General features: G+C 58.9%; 12 protein-coding genes and 1 pseudogene. 5 read left to right on the top strand and 8 right to left on the bottom strand.

The window, feature by feature from the left end; all coding sequences use genetic code 11:
* Nucleotides 1-20 precede the first annotated feature (20 nt).
* Nucleotides 21-661 (top strand): annotated as a pseudogene (locus tag FHC48_RS00890) (DNA-binding protein).
* Here FHC48_RS00890 and FHC48_RS00885 read toward each other — a convergent pair.
* On the bottom strand, nucleotides 654-953 hold the full coding sequence (locus FHC48_RS00885) for a helix-turn-helix transcriptional regulator (protein ID WP_008501755.1): 300 nt from the start codon (nucleotides 951-953) through the stop codon (nucleotides 654-656). The pseudogene FHC48_RS00890 and the gene FHC48_RS00885 overlap by 8 nt on opposite strands.
* Before the next feature lie 160 nt (nucleotides 954-1,113).
* Here FHC48_RS00885 and fusA point away from each other — a divergent pair, with 160 nt between their 5' ends.
* Nucleotides 1,114-3,213 carry an elongation factor G gene (fusA, locus tag FHC48_RS00880; protein WP_059365208.1) on the top strand — a complete coding sequence of 700 codons (2,100 nt, stop codon included), beginning with the start codon at nucleotides 1,114-1,116 and terminating at the stop codon, nucleotides 3,211-3,213.
* A gap of 35 nt (nucleotides 3,214-3,248) precedes the next feature.
* On the opposite strand, the gene FHC48_RS00875 is transcribed toward fusA, so the two are convergent.
* Nucleotides 3,249-3,821, bottom strand: a complete 573-nt coding sequence (locus tag FHC48_RS00875) for a flavin reductase family protein (RefSeq protein WP_008501752.1) — start codon at nucleotides 3,819-3,821, stop codon at nucleotides 3,249-3,251.
* 108 nt (nucleotides 3,822-3,929) lie between these two features.
* Here FHC48_RS00875 and nhoA point away from each other — a divergent pair, with 108 nt between their 5' ends.
* Nucleotides 3,930-4,775 (top strand): N-hydroxyarylamine O-acetyltransferase, encoded by an 846-nt coding sequence (nhoA, locus tag FHC48_RS00870; protein WP_059365209.1) that lies wholly within the window; start codon nucleotides 3,930-3,932, stop codon nucleotides 4,773-4,775.
* Nucleotides 4,776-4,869: 94 nt separating this feature from the next.
* Nucleotides 4,870-5,319: a hypothetical protein gene (locus tag FHC48_RS00865; protein ID WP_021240215.1), complete on the top strand. Its 450-nt coding sequence runs from the start codon at nucleotides 4,870-4,872 to the stop codon at nucleotides 5,317-5,319.
* Between the two features lie 86 nt (nucleotides 5,320-5,405).
* Here the strand turns inward: FHC48_RS00865 and narI are convergent, their stop codons facing one another.
* From narI to FHC48_RS00835, 6 genes are all read right to left on the bottom strand, one after another.
* Nucleotides 5,406-6,086 (bottom strand): respiratory nitrate reductase subunit gamma, encoded by a 681-nt coding sequence (narI, locus tag FHC48_RS00860; protein ID WP_014883923.1) that lies wholly within the window; start codon nucleotides 6,084-6,086, stop codon nucleotides 5,406-5,408.
* Nucleotides 6,083-6,778, bottom strand: coding sequence for a nitrate reductase molybdenum cofactor assembly chaperone (gene narW / locus FHC48_RS00855; RefSeq protein WP_059358831.1), 696 nt, complete (start codon nucleotides 6,776-6,778; stop codon nucleotides 6,083-6,085). The genes narI and narW overlap by 4 nt, the downstream gene beginning before the upstream one ends.
* Nucleotides 6,778-8,322 (bottom strand): nitrate reductase subunit beta, encoded by a 1,545-nt coding sequence (narH, locus tag FHC48_RS00850; RefSeq protein ID WP_008501747.1) that lies wholly within the window; start codon nucleotides 8,320-8,322, stop codon nucleotides 6,778-6,780. Before narH ends, narW begins: the two co-directional genes overlap by 1 nt.
* A complete protein-coding gene (locus FHC48_RS00845) occupies nucleotides 8,319-12,059 on the bottom strand; it encodes a nitrate reductase subunit alpha (RefSeq protein ID WP_059365210.1) in 3,741 nt (1,246 codons plus the stop codon). The genes narH and FHC48_RS00845 overlap by 4 nt, the downstream gene beginning before the upstream one ends.
* Nucleotides 12,060-12,086: 27 nt before the next feature.
* Nucleotides 12,087-13,475 carry a NarK family nitrate/nitrite MFS transporter gene (locus FHC48_RS00840; RefSeq protein WP_025910957.1) on the bottom strand — a complete coding sequence of 463 codons (1,389 nt, stop codon included), beginning with the start codon at nucleotides 13,473-13,475 and terminating at the stop codon, nucleotides 12,087-12,089.
* Nucleotides 13,476-13,682: 207 nt separating this feature from the next.
* Nucleotides 13,683-14,258, bottom strand: a complete 576-nt coding sequence (locus FHC48_RS00835) for a TetR family transcriptional regulator (RefSeq protein ID WP_021240211.1) — start codon at nucleotides 14,256-14,258, stop codon at nucleotides 13,683-13,685.
* 117 nt (nucleotides 14,259-14,375) lie between these two features.
* Between FHC48_RS00835 and FHC48_RS00830 the strand changes: the two genes are divergently transcribed.
* Nucleotides 14,376-15,863 carry an MFS transporter gene (locus tag FHC48_RS00830; protein WP_119312120.1) on the top strand — a complete coding sequence of 496 codons (1,488 nt, stop codon included), beginning with the start codon at nucleotides 14,376-14,378 and terminating at the stop codon, nucleotides 15,861-15,863.
* The last annotated feature ends 9 nt before the right edge of the window (nucleotides 15,864-15,872 follow it).

Raw genomic sequence — 15,872 nt, 5'->3', positions numbered from 1 at the left:
CAGCGACGGGATACCACACGATGACCGGAAGAGTTGATTATCAGATTGAAAAATATCTCCTGACCGAAGCTGCCGAACCGGAGCGCCTGACGCGCCAGTGGGCAGAGGTTCTGGAGGAGTGTCGTGAGCAAAAGGCCGGTGCAGAGGAGCGGCTGCGCCTCGCGTTGCTTAATGTGGATTACGTCACCAGCTTCGAGCTGCCCTTCAGGCTGCTTCTCACCCGTGCGCCCCAGTGGATGATGCCGTCAGAAAAGAGCTTCAGCTCAGTCAGAAAAATGTTCTGTTTAACGGCAAGCGCTTTGGCTGCGTCTACAGCCTTAAACGGGATCTGGACGGCATACCTGACGAGTTTACCTATCACCTGAAGACGCGGATCCAGCGCAGTGACGCCACGGGTGCGACGGAAGCGTCCTACCGGCAAATTGCCCAGCAGGTGAAAGCGCCAAAGGAACGCCTCAAACTGGCGCTGGACAACGGGCTGTCTGTAACCGCGCTCGACGGGCTTTTCTGGTTTGGCATTCAGCGCATCGCGGCTGATGTACAACGGTTACGCAAAACAGGGATGCGGATCGTGACGTCCAACGCCGAGGTGTTCGATACGCTTACCAAAACAACCCGGCAGGTCCCGGTCTATCGCCTGGAAGGGACTGAAATTACTTAACCTGCAGCAGGATCGCCATCAGCCCCGGAAAGCGGGTATCCAGATCGTCTCGTCGCAATGAAATCATGTTTTCGCGTCCCTGCGGACGCTGCCAGATGACCCCGCTGTCGCGCAATACGCGCCAGTGATGGGTCATCGTGGACTTCACCACATCTTCCGGGCGCAGCGCGTTACAGCTCAGTTCGCTGCCGTCGGCGAGCCGGCGAATAATCGATAGCCGGAGCGGGTTGCCGAGGGCAAAGAGCACATTTTCCAGCAGTATTTGTTCAGTTTCAGGGTGGTTAGGGATCATCGTTTTCCTGCGTATGGCGTCAGATTGAGCTATATCAACAATAGGTCAACCCTTAAAAAATAGTTCGATAATACTCGTACAATAGGACTATTATAGCAAACGAACGAATGCACGACCATCCTGGTCGTCACAAACACGTCATACTGACTAAGGAAATATCATGCCCCGACCCATTCCTCTCGAACGTTATCGCAACATCGGTATCTCCGCGCATATCGATGCCGGTAAAACCACCACCACCGAGCGCATCCTGTTTTATACCGGGATGAGCCACAAGCTGGGTGAAGTACACGATGGCGCGGCAACCACTGACTGGATGGCGCAGGAGCAAGAGCGCGGGATCACCATTACCTCCGCGGCGGTTAGCTGCTTCTGGCCAGGCATGGACAGAGGCTATGAGCCGCACCGGATTAACATCATCGACACCCCGGGGCACGTGGATTTCACCATTGAGGTGGAACGTTCCATGCGCGTCCTCGACGGTGCCGTGATGGTGTATGACTCCGTGGGCGGCGTGCAGCCGCAGTCGGAAACCGTCTGGCGTCAGGCCAATAAATATCACGTACCGCGTCTGGCCTTCGTCAACAAAATGGACCGTCCGGGTGCCGACTTCTTCCGCGTCGTGCGGATGATGCAGGAACGCCTGAAGGCCAATCCGGTGCCGATTGTCATCCCGGTGGGGGCCGAAGATCATTTCACCGGCGTGGTGGATCTGATCAAAATGCGCACCATTCTGTGGGACGATGCGACGCAGGGCATGGTGTTTACCTATGCGCCCGTGCCGGACGATTTAGCCAGTACCGCGCAAGAGTGGCGCGAAAAAATGGTCTCTGCGGCGGCGGAAGCCAGCGATGAACTGATGGACAAGTACCTGGAAACCGGCGACCTGACGGAAGCGGAAATTATTAAAGGGCTGCGTATTCGCACCATATCGGGCGAAATCCAGCCGATGCTCTGCGGCAGCGCGTTTAAAAACAAAGGGGTGCAGCGCATGCTCGATGCGGTGATCGAGCTGATGCCGTCGCCGCTGGACGTGCCGGCCATTGATGGCGTGGATGAAAAAGGGCAGCACGCGGAGCGTCACCCGAGTGATGATGAGCCGTTCTCGGCGCTGGCGTTCAAGCTGATGAGCGATCCGTACGTCGGGCAGCTAACCTTTATCCGCGTCTACTCTGGCGTGCTGCGTAAAGGCGACGCGGTGTATAACCCGGTGAAAGGGAAGAAAGAGCGCATCGGGCGAATCGTACTGATGCATGCCAACGATCGCCACGAGGTGGACGAACTGCGCGCCGGGGATATCGCGGCCTGCGTGGGGCTGAAAGACGTAACCACCGGCGACACACTCACCGATCCGAACGCCGTCATTACGCTTGAGCGCATGGAGTTCCCGGACCCGGTGATCTCGCTGGCGATTGAGCCGAAAACCAAAGGCGATCAGGAGAAAATGGGCATCGCGCTGCAGCGTCTGGCGGCGGAAGATCCGTCTTTCCGCCTGCACACTGACGACGAGTCCGGTCAGACCATTATCTCCGGGATGGGTGAGCTACACCTTGAGATTATCGTCGATCGCATGAAGCGTGAGTTTGGCGTCGAGGCAAATATCGGTCGTCCGCAGGTGACCTACCGTGAAACCCTGCGTAAAACGGTGAAGGACATCGAAGGCAAATTTGTCCGACAGTCCGGCGGTAAAGGCCAGTACGGCCATGTGGTCCTGAGTCTGGAGCCGCTGGAGCCCGGAAGTGGTTTTAAATTTGAAGATGCCACCAAGGGCGGCGTGGTGCCGCGCGAGTATATCCCGTCCGTTGAGAAAGGGCTGCGGGAAGCGATGAACAGCGGCGTGCTGGCGGGCTATCCGGTCGTCGATGTTAAAGCGACGCTGACGTTTGGCTCGTATCACGACGTCGACTCTTCGGAGATGGCGTTCCGCATGGCGGCGATCCTCGGCTTTAAAGAGGGCGCCCGCAGGGCGGATCCGGCGATCCTTGAGCCGATCATGCACGTGGAGGTGGAAACACCGGAAGAGTACGCCGGTAACATCATGGGCGATCTCTCTTCCCGACGCGGCATGGTGCAGGGGATGGCAGAACAGTACGGCAGCCAGATTATTCGCGCTGACGTGCCGCTGGCGGAGATGTTTGGTTATGCCACGACATTGCGCTCAATGTCCCAGGGACGCGCGACGTATACGATGGAGTTCCATCATTTTGCGGAAGCCCCGCGGAATGTTGCGGATGAGATTATTGCACGGCGTGCGAAGTAGTACGGTCACCCTCTCCCAATAGGGGGAGGGTTTTCTCAATCCAGCGCCTTCACCATCTTCCCGCTCGCCACAAACGTCCCGGCTCCAAGATGATGCAGGGTATTGAGCTTATCCCCGTCAAACTGCCAGCGTCCGGCAATAAACGCCCGCTCATCCGCTGCCGCTGAAACCACTTCACCAAACAGCGTGTCGTATTTCTCTGCCGCGGAGGTCACGGGTAATAACCGGCATTCCATCCACGCCAGGCATTTCTCTTCAATGACCGGCAGGCCGAGCTCCGGGCCATTCACGACCGGGATCCCGTAACAGTTGAATTTGTCCTCGTCGCGCCCGCTGACGCTGCCCACCGCGTAAGTCCAGTTGGCCGCCGCCACGCCGGGAATGACGATGCCAAATTTCCCGCTGCGTTCGATCAGCTCGCGTGACCAGGTACTTTTATCCACGACTATCGCGATGCGCGGCGGTTCAAACTCAACGGGCATGGACCATGCGGCGGCCATAACGTTACGTCTGTCGAGCGTTTCATCACGACTGGTAATCAGTACGGTAGGACCGTGGTTCAGCAGACGGCTGGCATGACGTAATTCAACAGGGCGAAAGTGGCTCATAGGATCTCCTCATCTGTAACGATGAGTATGACGAAAAAGCACGTAAATCAAAGTGAGCGCGTAGAATTAGTTTATAAACACAGCATCACTATCAAAGGAAACTGATATATGTCCCCCTTTCTGACCGCCTATTTCGCCCGCATCGGCTGGAAGCAACCGGCTTCTGCTGATATAGAGACCCTGCGCGCACTGCATTTACATCACAACTGCGCGATCCCGTTTGAGAATATCGATGTCGTCCTGCCGCGCGAAATTCATCTCGAAGACCAGTGTCTGGTCGACAAATTGCTGATTGCCCGTCGTGGGGGATACTGCTTTGAGCAAAACGGCCTGTTTGAGCGGGTATTGCGTGACGTCGGGTTTACGGTGCGCAGCGTGCTGGGACGCGTGGTATTAGCGAGCCCGCCGCAAATGCCGCCGCGCACGCACCGCCTGCTGCTGGTGGAGCTTAACGGTGAGCGCTGGATTGCGGACGTGGGGTTTGGCGGCCAGACGCTGACGGCGCCGATTCGTTTACTCGCTAACGAGGAGCAGGAAACGCCGCACGGTCTGTATCGTCTGCTGAGCGAGGGCAACGACTGGGTGCTGCAGTTCCGCCACCACGAGCACTGGCAGTCGATGTACCACTTTGACCTGACGACGCAGTATTTCAGCGATTACGTGATGGGGAATTTCTGGTCGGCGCACTGGCCGCAGTCGCATTTCCGCCATCATCTGCTGATGTGCCGCCATCTGCCGGACGGCGGCAAGCTGACGCTGACCAACTTCAACTTTACCCACTGGCAGAACGGTCATGTGGAGGAGCAGATCCATTTGCCGGATGCGGAGGCGCTGTATAAGCTGCTGCAGGAGCGGTTTGGCCTGGGCGTTGATGACCCGAAGCACGGCTTTACCCTGGCCGAGCTGACGGCGGTGATGGCGGGCTTTGATACACATCCGCAGGCCGGGAAATAGCCCGGTGGCGGCTACGCCTTACCGGGCCTACGGGTGACCGAACACAGGCCGCCACCCGGCAGGTTAGTTTAAACATCGTCAAAGGCATGCTGATATGGAAATCTTGTTGCGGAATAAATTCAGTTCAGTGGGAATGTTACTCGGGGTTATTGCACTGCTTCTCTCATTAGTGCAGTTCACCTTTGGTCCTTTTTCGACAAAGTCGACGGCGCTTGAAATTGTTGTGGCTGAAAAGGTTTCGGCGGTAAAAAAAGGGATCATTGCTGGCATAAAGGGAGAACAGCCGGCCGTTGAGGCAAAAAAGAAAGCGTTCGATATCGACAGCATTCTTATCAATAGCGGAATCATTTTATCCGTTGTGGCATTAGGGCTTGCCTTCACGGCTGGGATGCGCAAAGAGAACAGATGGGGGGTGAGTGGTGCACTGTTTTTTTCCGGGGCCACGCTCGCTTTTCATGCGGCGTTACTGGCTTTTGGTCTGATTGTCGCAGTGTTGCTTCTGCTGTTGGTTATTTCAGTCGTCAGCGGAAGTACTTTGTTCTGACATTGCGGCCCGGTGGCGTCTACACCTGACCGGGCCTACGTGCGTGTGAACGTAGGTCGGGTAAGGCGTAGCCGCCACCCGACAAATCAACGGCGCGATCTCACCACCTGATACCGCCGCGTAAAGTACTCAAACGGCGCGCTCCACACGTGCACCAGGCGGGTGAAGGGGAAGATGAGGAAGATCGTCATCCCCAGCACCAGATGCACGCGGAAGATCGGCGCCACGCCGCTCAGCATTTCTGATGAACCGCCCTTAAACGTCACAATCCCCTGCGCCCAGCCCACCAGCTTCATCATCTCGCTTCCGTCAGGATATTGCGCGGAGAAAGGAATGGTCGATAGCCCCAGAATGCACTGTATCAGCAGGATACTCATAATGATGATATCCGGCGTGGTGGAGGTGGCACGCACCCGCTGGTTGAACAAGCGGCGAATCAGCAGCATCGACCCACCAATCAGCGTCAGCACGCCGCAGATCCCTCCCGCAATCATGGCCAGCTGCTGCTTAACCGCGACGGGTAAAAACCAGGCGTACATCCAGTGTGGGGTTAACATGCCGAACAGGTGCCCGAAGAAGATCCCCAGAATCCCGATATGAAACAGGTTAGAGGCCCAGTTCATCCCGCGCTTGCTGAGCATCTGGCTTGACGAGGCGCGCCAGGTGTACTGCCCGTAGTCGTAGCGCAACCAGCTGCCGAGGAAAAACACGGTGGCGCAGATGTACGGATAAATGTCATAGAAAAACACGTTCAGGTAGTGTGTCATTTTGGGCCTCCGGCGCTGACGTCCACGTACTGCGGCGCGACGTCCTGGCTAAAGCGTCGTTGATATTGCTGCATCGGCGAGCTGTCGCACGATGTGGCGTTGTCTTCGATAAACTTCACCTGTTCCTCTTCCCACACGGCGTCAAGCGCCTGACGGGTATCATCCCGTTTTTCACCGGACACCTGTTTCGCCACGCTGTCGCTGGAAAGCCGCGTTCCCGCCAGCGCCAGCAGAGCGTCAAACAGCTGATAGTGCGCCACGCCGCGCTGCTTCAGGCGGCCGCCGATCAGCGCCAGGATCGGTGCGACGTTTTGCAGCCCGTCACGCGCTTCGTCGTCGGTGACGATGCTGAGATATTCCAGGTAGAGCGGCAGATAGTCCGGCAGCTCGCGGCAGTCCAGCTCAAGACCCGCTTTCTCATACTGGCTCATCAGGTCGACCATCGCCTGGCCGCGATCGCGGGACTCGGCGTGAACGTGCTCGAACAGCAGCAGCGACGTCGCGCGACCGCGCTCAAACACTTCGCACCATTCGGCCTGTTTATCCAGCAGCGGGGCGCTCAGGTGCTGGCGGGCAAACGGCAGCAGCATGGGCGCGTCCTGCGCAATTAACGAAAGCGCTTCATCACGGTTTTCCCACAGGGTCTCATCGGGATACTCGATCAGCAGCGCGATGATTTTGAGGATCTGCATTACTCTCCCTCCCCATGTTCGCGCACCTCGGTGATGTTGATCGCGTCGATGCGGCTGCTGTTGAAGAGGTTGAATTTCGTATCGGAGCCGTGGCAGCCGTCGCCGAAGGTGAAGCCGCAGCCGTTTTTCTCCGGGAAGGCGTCGCGTGCCATTTCGCGGTGGCTGGTCGGGATCACGAAGCGGTCTTCGTAGTTGGCAATCGCCAGATAGCGGTACATCTCCTCAACCTGCGCTTCGGTCAGGCCGACCTCTTCAATGGCGCGGGTATCGGTCACGCCTTCCACGGTCTGGGAACGCTTGTAGTGACGCATTGCCATCATGCGCTTCAGGGCGCGCAGCACCGGGCCGGTATCGCCCGCGCTGAGCATGTTCGCCAGATACTGCACCGGAATGCGCAGGCTTTCGACTGCGGGAAGAACGCCGTCGCTCTGCGGCAGGCCGCCGGCGTCCGCGTAGGACTGGATCGGCGACAGCGGCGGCACGTACCAGACCATCGGCAGGGTGCGGTATTCCGGGTGCAGCGGCAGGGCCAGCTTCCAGTCCATCGCCATTTTGTAGACCGGGGAACGCTGGGCGGCGTCAATCACGTTCTGCGGAATACCCTGCTTCAGCGCTTCCTCAATCACCGCCGGATCGTTCGGGTTGAGGAACACGTCGCACTGGCGCTCGTACAGATCGGTTTCATGCTCGGTGCTGGCCGCCTCCTCAATACGGTCCGCGTCATACAGCAGCACGCCGAGATAGCGGATGCGCCCGACGCAGGTTTCCGAGCAGACGGTCGGCTGGCCGGATTCAATGCGCGGGTAGCAGAAGATGCATTTTTCTGACTTGCCGCTCTTCCAGTTGAAGTAGATCTTTTTGTAGGGACAGCCGCTGATGCACAGGCGCCAGCCGCGGCATTTATCCTGGTCGATCAGCACAATGCCGTCCTCTTCGCGCTTGTAGATGGCGCCGCTCGGGCAGGTGGCCACGCAGCTCGGGTTGAGACAGTGCTCGCACAGGCGCGGCAGGTACATCATGAAGGTATTTTCGAACTGGCCGTACATCTCCTTCTGGATCTTCTGGAAGTTACGGTCGCGGGCGCGTTTTTCGAACTCGCCCCCCAGCAGCTCCTCCCAGTTGGGTCCCCAGACGATTTTGTCCATCCGCTTGCCGTCAATCAGCGAGCGCGGGCGGGCGGTAGGGAGGTGATCGCCCTCCGGCGCGCGGTGCAGATCCTGATAGTCAAAGGTAAAGGGCTCATAGTAATCGTCAATCTGCGGCAGGACGGGGTTGGCGAAAATCTTCGACAGCACGCCCATTTTGCCGCCGAGGCGTGGGGTCAGCTTGCCGTGAATGCCGCGGATCCAGCCGCCTTGCCACTCCTCCTGATCCTCCCAGTTTTTCGGGTAGCCGATCCCCGGTTTGGTCTCCACGTTGTTGAACCACGCATATTCCATCCCTTCACGCCCGGTCCAGACGTTCTTGCAGGTGACCGAGCAGGTGTGGCAGCCGATGCATTTATCGAGATTCAGAACCATGCCAACCTGTGAGCGTATTTTCATTTTTTCGCCTCCTGGACCTGATCCCGACCTTCGCCGTCCAGCCAGTTAATGTTTTTCATTTTGCGGATCATGATGAACTCGTCGCGGTTGGAGCCGACGGTGCCGTAGTAGTTGAAGCTGTACGCCAGCTGGGCGTAGCCGCCGATCATGTGCGTCGGTTTCGGGCAGACGCGGGTGACAGAGTTGTGGATCCCGCCGCGCCGTCCGGTCACCTCTGAGCCCGGAATATTCAGGATGCGCTCCTGAGCGTGGTACATCATGGTCATGCCCGGCGGCACGCGCTGGCTGACCACCGCGCGGGCGGTGAGGGCGCCGTTGGCGTTGAAGGCCTCGATCCAGTCGTTGTCCTCAATGCCCAGCTCGCGGGCGTCGGTTTCGCTGATCCAGACAATCGGCCCGCCGCGCGACAGGGTCTGCATCAGCAGGTTTTCGCTGTAGGTGGAGTGAATGCCCCATTTCTGGTGCGGCGTCAGGAAATTGAGCGCTTTTTCCGGGAAGCCGTTCGGCGGGATCTCGCGCATATGGGTGACGCTGCGGGTGTCAATCGGTGGACGATAGGCCACCAGACTTTCGCCGAAGGCGCGCATCCAGGGATGATCCTGATACAGCTGCTGGCGGCCAGACAGCGTGCGCCACGGGATCAGCTCGTGAACGTTGGTATAGCCCGCGTTATAGGAGACGTGCTCGCTCTCCAGGCCGGACCAGGTCGGGCTGGAGATGATTTTACGCGGCTGCGCCTGGATATCGCGGAAGCGGATCTTCTCATCTTCCTTGTTCAGCGCCAGATGGGTGTGATCGCGCCCGGTCAGCTCGCCGAGCGCTTCCCAGGCCTTCACCGCCACCTGGCCGTTGGTTTCCGGCGCGAGGGCGAGGATCACCTCGGAGGCATCAATGGCGGTTTCAATGCGCGGTCGGCCTTTCGCCGGGCCGTCGAGCTTGACGTAGTTGAGCTTGCCGAGGAAATCGACCTCGTTCTGGGTGTTCCACGATATGCCTTTTCCGCCGTTGCCGAGCGTGTCCATCAGCGGGCCGAGGGCGGTGAAGCGTTCGTACGTTTCCGGGTAGTTCCGCTCGACGACCGCGATGTTCGGCGCCGTTTTACCGGGGATCAAATCGCATTCCCCTTTACGCCAGTCCTGAATATCAAACGGCTGCGACAGCTCCGCCGGGGAGTCATGCTGTAGCGGCTGTAACACCACGTCGGTTTCGGTGCCGAGATGCCCGACGCAGACCTCGGAGAAGACGTTGGCGATGCCCTTGTAGATCTCCCAGTCGCTGCGGGACTCCCACGCCGGGTCGACGGCGGCCGAGAGCGGGTGAATAAACGGATGCATGTCCGAGGTATTCATATCGTCTTTTTCATACCAGGTGGCGGTCGGCAGGACGATATCCGAGAACAGGCAGGTGCTGGACATGCGGAAGTCGAGCGTGACCAGCAGGTCGAGCTTGCCCTCAATGGCGGCGGTCTGCCACTCCACTTCCTCAGGCTTCACGTCATCGGTTGAGCCCAAATCCTCGCCCTGAATCCCGCTCTCGGTGCCGAGCAGGTATTTCAGCATGTACTCGTGGCCTTTCCCGGACGAGCCGAGCAGGTTAGAGCGCCAGACGAACAGGTTGCGCGGGTGGTTCTTACCGCTGTCCGGCTGCTCGCAGGCGAAGCGGATCTCGCCCGATTTTAACGCCTGAACGGTGTACTCCTGCGGCGTCATGCCCGCCGCGTCCGCGCGGGCCTTTATGTGCAGCGGGTTGAGGTTGAGCTGCGGCGCCGACGGCAGCCAGCCCATGCGCTCGGCGCGGACGTTGAAATCAATCAGGTGGCCGGTGAACCTCGAGGCGTCCGCCAGCGGGGAGAGCAGCTCCTGCGCGGTCAGCTTCTCGTAGCGCCACTGGCTGGCGTGGTTGTAGAAGAAGGAGGTGCTGTTCATCTGGCGCGGCGGACGGTTCCAGTCCAGCGCGAAGGCCAGCGGCAGCCAGCCGGTTTGCGGGCGCAGCTTCTCCTGGCCGACATAGTGCGACCAGCCGCCGCCGCTCTGCCCGACGCAGCCGCAGAAGACCAGCATGTTGATCATCCCGCGGTAGTTCATGTCCATGTGGTACCAGTGGTTCACCCCTGCACCGAGAATGATCATCGACCGGCCGTGGGTTTTGTGCGCCGTGTCGGCAAACTCGCGGGCGATTTTTTCAATCAGCCGGGCGGGCACGCCGGTGATCTGCTCGCCCCAGGCGGGGGTATAGGCTTTGACCTGGTCATAGCTCTCTGCGGCGTTGCTGTCCTCCAGACCGCGATCGAGACCGTAGTTCGCCAGCACCAGATCGTAAACGCTGACTACCCGTTTCTCGCTGCCGTCGGCGAGGGTCAGGGTTTTGCTCGGCACGCGGCGCGTCAGCACCGGCTCCTGCTTCACGCTGCGGAAATGCGGGTTCTCGTTGCCGCCAAAGTAGGGGAAGGCGACATCGGCCACGCTGTCGTGGGTAATGAGCAGCGACAGCGTCAGTTCGGTGTCGTGGCCCGCAGCCTGTGGCTCCAGGTTCCATTTGCCTTTTTCTCTCCAGCGGAAGCCGATGGAGCCGTTTGGCACCACCAGGTTTCCGGCAATATCAAAGGCGACGGTCTTCCACTCCGGGTTATTGGCTTCCCCCAGCCCGTCGACAAGGTCCGAGGCGCGCAGCATACGCCCAGGCACGACGCGACCGTCTTCCTGCTCGTCCAACAGCACCAGCATCGGCATATCGGTATAGCGGCGGCAGTAGTTAAGGAAGTAGTCGCTCGGGTTATCGAGGTGAAATTCTTTGAGGATCACGTGGCCCATCGCCATGGCGAGGGCGCTGTCGGTGCCCTGTTTGGGGGACAGCCACTGGTCGCTCAGCTTCGCGACTTCCGAGAAGTCCGGCGTGATGGCGACGGTTTTGGTGCCCTTGTAGCGCACTTCGGTGAAGAAATGGGCGTCCGGAGTACGCGTCTGCGGCACGTTCGAGCCCCAGGCAATGATGTAGCTGGAGTTGTACCAGTCGGCGGACTCCGGCACGTCGGTCTGCTCGCCCCAGGTCATCGGCGACGCAGGCGGCAGGTCGCAGTACCAGTCGTAGAAGCTCAGGCAGGTACCGCCCAGCAGGGAAAGATAGCGCGTGCCGGCGGCGTAGGAGACCATCGACATCGCCGGAATAGGGGAAAAACCGGCCACGCGGTCCGGACCATAGTTTTTGATGGTCCAGACGTTGGCGGCGGCGATCAGCTGGTTCAGCTCTTTCCAGTTTGAGCGGATAAACCCGCCTTTACCCCGCGCCTTCCTGTAGCTTTGCGCCTTTTGCGGATCGCTCTGGATGGCGTCCCAGGCCAGCACCGGATCGGTATGCTGCGCCAGCGCCTCGCGCCACAGCTCAATCAGCCTGCGGCGCACCAGTGGGTATTTAAGACGGTTGGCGCTGTAGAGATACCACGAGTAGCTTGCGCCACGCGGGCAGCCGCGCGGTTCGTGGTTGGGCAGGTCAGGGCGGGTGCGTGGGTAATCTGTCTGCTGGGTTTCCCAGGTCACGAGGCCGTTTTTAACGTAAATCTTCCAGCTGCAGGAGCCGGTACAGTTCACGCCGTGGGTGGAGCGCACGATCTTGTCGAACTGCCAGCGCTGACGGTAGCCGTCCTCCCAGTCGCGGTTGGTGTTATATACCTGCCCGTGCCCGTTGGCGAAGCTGTCCCCCTTTGTTTTGAAATAACGAAAGCGATCCAACAGTTTGCTCATGACATTTCTCCTGCTTCGGACGTGTAGTTATTCTTGTTTTGCGGATTTGCGGCCATACACCAGCCAGGTAACGAGCACGCAGACGATGTAAAACACGAGGAACACCTTCATGGCGCCGACCGGCGATCCGGTCATTGCCAGCGAGGTGCCAAAGGCTTTGGGAATGAAGAACCCGCCAACGGCGCCGATAGCGGAGATAAAGCCCAGCGCGGCGGCGGTCTCTGTCACCGCTTCGTGCTGCGCCTGCTCGTCCGTGCCGCCCTGCTTTTTGACGCGGTCGAGCGTGATTTGGCGGAAAATAATCGCGATCATCTGGAAGGTCGACCCGCTGCCGAGCCCGGCGGTGAGGAACAGCCCCATAAAGACCAGGTAGAACGCGACGAAGCTGCCGGAGCCAGAGCCTGGGAGCGTCAGGAAGATCAGGGCGCTGAAGAGGGCCATAAAAACGAAGTTAATCAGCGTGACCCGCACGCCGCCCAGTTTGTCAGAGATCATCCCGCCCGCTGATCGCGCCAGCGCACCGATTAGAGGGCCAAAGAAGGCGAGGTGCAGAATGTTGACGTCCGGAAACTGGGTTTTTGACAGCATGGCAAAGCCCGCCGAGAAGCCGATAAACGAGCCGAAGGTCGCCAGATAGAGCAGGCTCAGCAGCCAGAGATGAAAGCGCTTCAGCACCGGGAGCTGGCTGGCGATAGAGGCCTTGGAGCTGGCGATATCGTTCATTCCAAAGAAGGCCGCAAGGGTGGCCAGCAGCAGCAGCGGCGCCCATATCCAGGCCGCATTGGCCAGCCACAGGGTGGAACCGTCATCCTGCGGTACGCCCTCCACGCCCAGGAAGGTAAACATCGGCAGGAAGATCACCAGCGGCGCGACCAGCTGCATCACGCTGACGCCCAGGTTGCCGAGCCCGCCGTTAATACCGAGCGCGCTACCCTGTTTTGCCTTTGGGAAGAAGAAGCTGATGTTGCCCATGCTGGAGGCAAAGTTGGCGCCTGCAAAGCCGCAGAGCAGGGCAATCACGATAAAGATCCAGTAAGGCGTCGCGGTGTTCTGAATGGCCATCCCCAGCCAGACGCAGGGAATGATCAGGATGACGGTACTCAATACCGTCCAGTATCGTCCGCCAAATATGGGCACCATAAACGAATAGGGGACGCGCAATATCGCGCCGGAGAGAGAAGGTAATGCCGTTAGCATAAAAAGTTGATCGGTGGTGAAATTAAATCCGACTTTATTCAGATTGACGGCAATGGCGCTAAATAACATCCAGACGCAAAATGCTAACAGCAAACAGGCGACAGAAATCCACAGGTTTCTTCGCGCGATATGTTTTCCTTTGTTTTCCCAAAATTGCACATTTTCCGGTTTCCAGTTACTTAACAGATGCGGATTACTCTTCTCACTTTGTTGTGACATATCACCCTCTTGCTCGCCAGAATGAAGAGAAAACAAATGAAAACAGCTAGATAGATGTGAGTGCGCTGGTTGGTTTATTGGATGTTTTTGGATACAACTGAAAGGATAGATAAAAAAGCGAACCCCTGAGATTCGAAAGGAAATATGGGTTCGCTTAATGTGTTACTAATTGTAAAACTCGCGGTAAATAATACTCCGTTGGGAGTATTAACCCAATTCGAGGGAGATAAGTTTATCGAGATGCTTATTAAACGCCGCATCGTCCATTTCGGGCATATTTAAAATCGTGATCCCATCAAGCCCGCAAACCAGCCCGATCAAACGCCAGGCAATATTTTCCGCGCGATCGGTAAGCGTAAAGGCGTTGGCCTCCGCCCCGGCGCGGATAATCGCCACGGTCTCCTGATGCCACATCTCCATGGTCAGGGCGTAAGCCGCGTTGATTTCAGGATCCCGGCTGGCGAGAATTTGAGCTTCCCGCCAGAGGCGAATGTAAGGCTCAAGCCCGCCGTCGTCACTGCCGAGCATGCTGTGCAGCCGTTCCCGCCAGCTGGCGTTTTCACCCACCACGTCGGCATCCAGCAGCTCGCGGATCACGCGCACAAAGGCCAGCGATTTTAGCTCGCCGCCGGAGGCGAAGTGGTGGTGGACCTGTCCGGTCGCGACGCCCGCTTCTGCGGCAATTCGCCGTACCGTCATGGCTGCCAGCCCCTCGGCCAGCGCCACGCGCATTGCGGCCTGCAGGATCGCTTCCCGTCTCTCTTCCTTGCTCAAATATTGCATTTTTTCACTACTCTCAATAGGAATGAAACGAGTGTAACAAAAAGCTGGACACGCGTTCAACTTTACGTAGGATCGCAATCTGGACATGTGTCCAGGTTTGAGATGAAAAGGAAATTTATGTTTCGTCAGTGGTTAGCGTTAGTGATTATCGTGCTGGTGTATATCCCGGTGGCGATTGACGCGACGGTGCTGCACGTAGCGGCGCCGACATTGAGCATGACGCTGGGCGCCAGCGGCAATGAATTATTGTGGATTATCGATATTTACTCGCTGGTGATGGCGGGAATGGTGCTGCCGATGGGCGCCCTGGGTGACCGCATCGGTTTTAAACGGTTGTTGATGATCGGCAGCACGCTGTTTGGCCTGTCATCGCTGGCGGCAGCGTTTGCCCCCTCAGCAGGGTGGCTGATCGCGGCGCGCGCCTCGCTGGCGATCGGTGCGGCCATGATCATTCCTGCCACTCTGGCGGGGATCCGCACGCTCTTTACCGACGCGAAAGATCGCAACATCGCGCTCGGCGTCTGGGCGGCGGTCGGTTCCGGCGGGGCAGCGTTTGGCCCGCTGATTGGCGGTATGCTGCTGGAGCATTTTTACTGGGGATCGGTGTTTTTGATCAACGTACCGATTGTGCTGGTGGTGGTGTCGCTGGCCGCGCGTTTTGTCCCCCGTCAGCAGGGCCGACCAGAGCAGCCGCTGAATATCAGCCATGCCATCATGCTGATTGTGGCGATTTTGCTGCTGGTCTACAGCGCCAAAACCGCGCTTAAGGGCGCTCTGGCGCCGTGGCTGGTGGCGTGTACCCTGCTGACGGGTGCCGTGATGCTGTTTATTTTTGTGCGCATCCAGCTGCGCGCCCGCGTGCCGATGATCGACATGCGCCTGTTCTGTCACCGCATCATTTTAAGCGGCGTGGTAATGGCGATGACGGCGATGATCGCCCTGGTGGGCTTTGAATTGCTGATGGCGCAGGAACTGCAGTTTGTCCATGGCTTTACGCCGTTCGAGGCGGGCATGTTTATGCTCCCGGTAATGGTGGCCAGCGGGTTCAGCGGACCGATTGCCGGTGTGCTGGTGGGCCGTCTGGGGCTACGCATTGTCGCTGCGGGTGGCATGGGGCTGAGCGCGGTCAGCTTTATCGGCCTGTCGACGCTCGACTTCAGCACGCAGCAGTGGCAGGCGTGGGGGCTGATGGTGCTGCTCGGCTTCAGTGCCGCCAGCGCGCTGCTGGCCTCGACCTCGGCCATTATGGCGGCCGCGCCGAAAGAGAAGGCGGCTGCCGCCGGAGCCATTGAAACCATGTCCTATGAGCTGGGGGCCGGGCTGGGGATCGCCATTTTTGGCCTGCTGTTGACCCGCAGCTTCTCGGCGTCGATTGCGCTGCCGCAGGGGCTGCATGCCTCGCTCGCCGATAAAGCCTCGTCATCGATTGGTGAAGCAATGAAGGTGGCGCAGGATCTGACGCCGTCCCTCGCGGAGCCGGTGATTGAGGCGGCGAAAAGCGCCTTTATCACCTCTCACAGCGTGGCGCTGGGGAGTGCGGGCGGAATGCTGCTGTTGCTGGCAGTGGGGATCTGGCTCAGCCTGGCGAAAGTGCCGAAGGGGTAAAACACGCCC

The organism is Enterobacter sp. EC_50, from assembly GCF_019584525.1.
Taxonomy (GTDB): domain Bacteria; phylum Pseudomonadota; class Gammaproteobacteria; order Enterobacterales; family Enterobacteriaceae; genus Enterobacter; species Enterobacter roggenkampii.
This window is presented reverse-complemented; position numbering and strand designations above follow the sequence as displayed.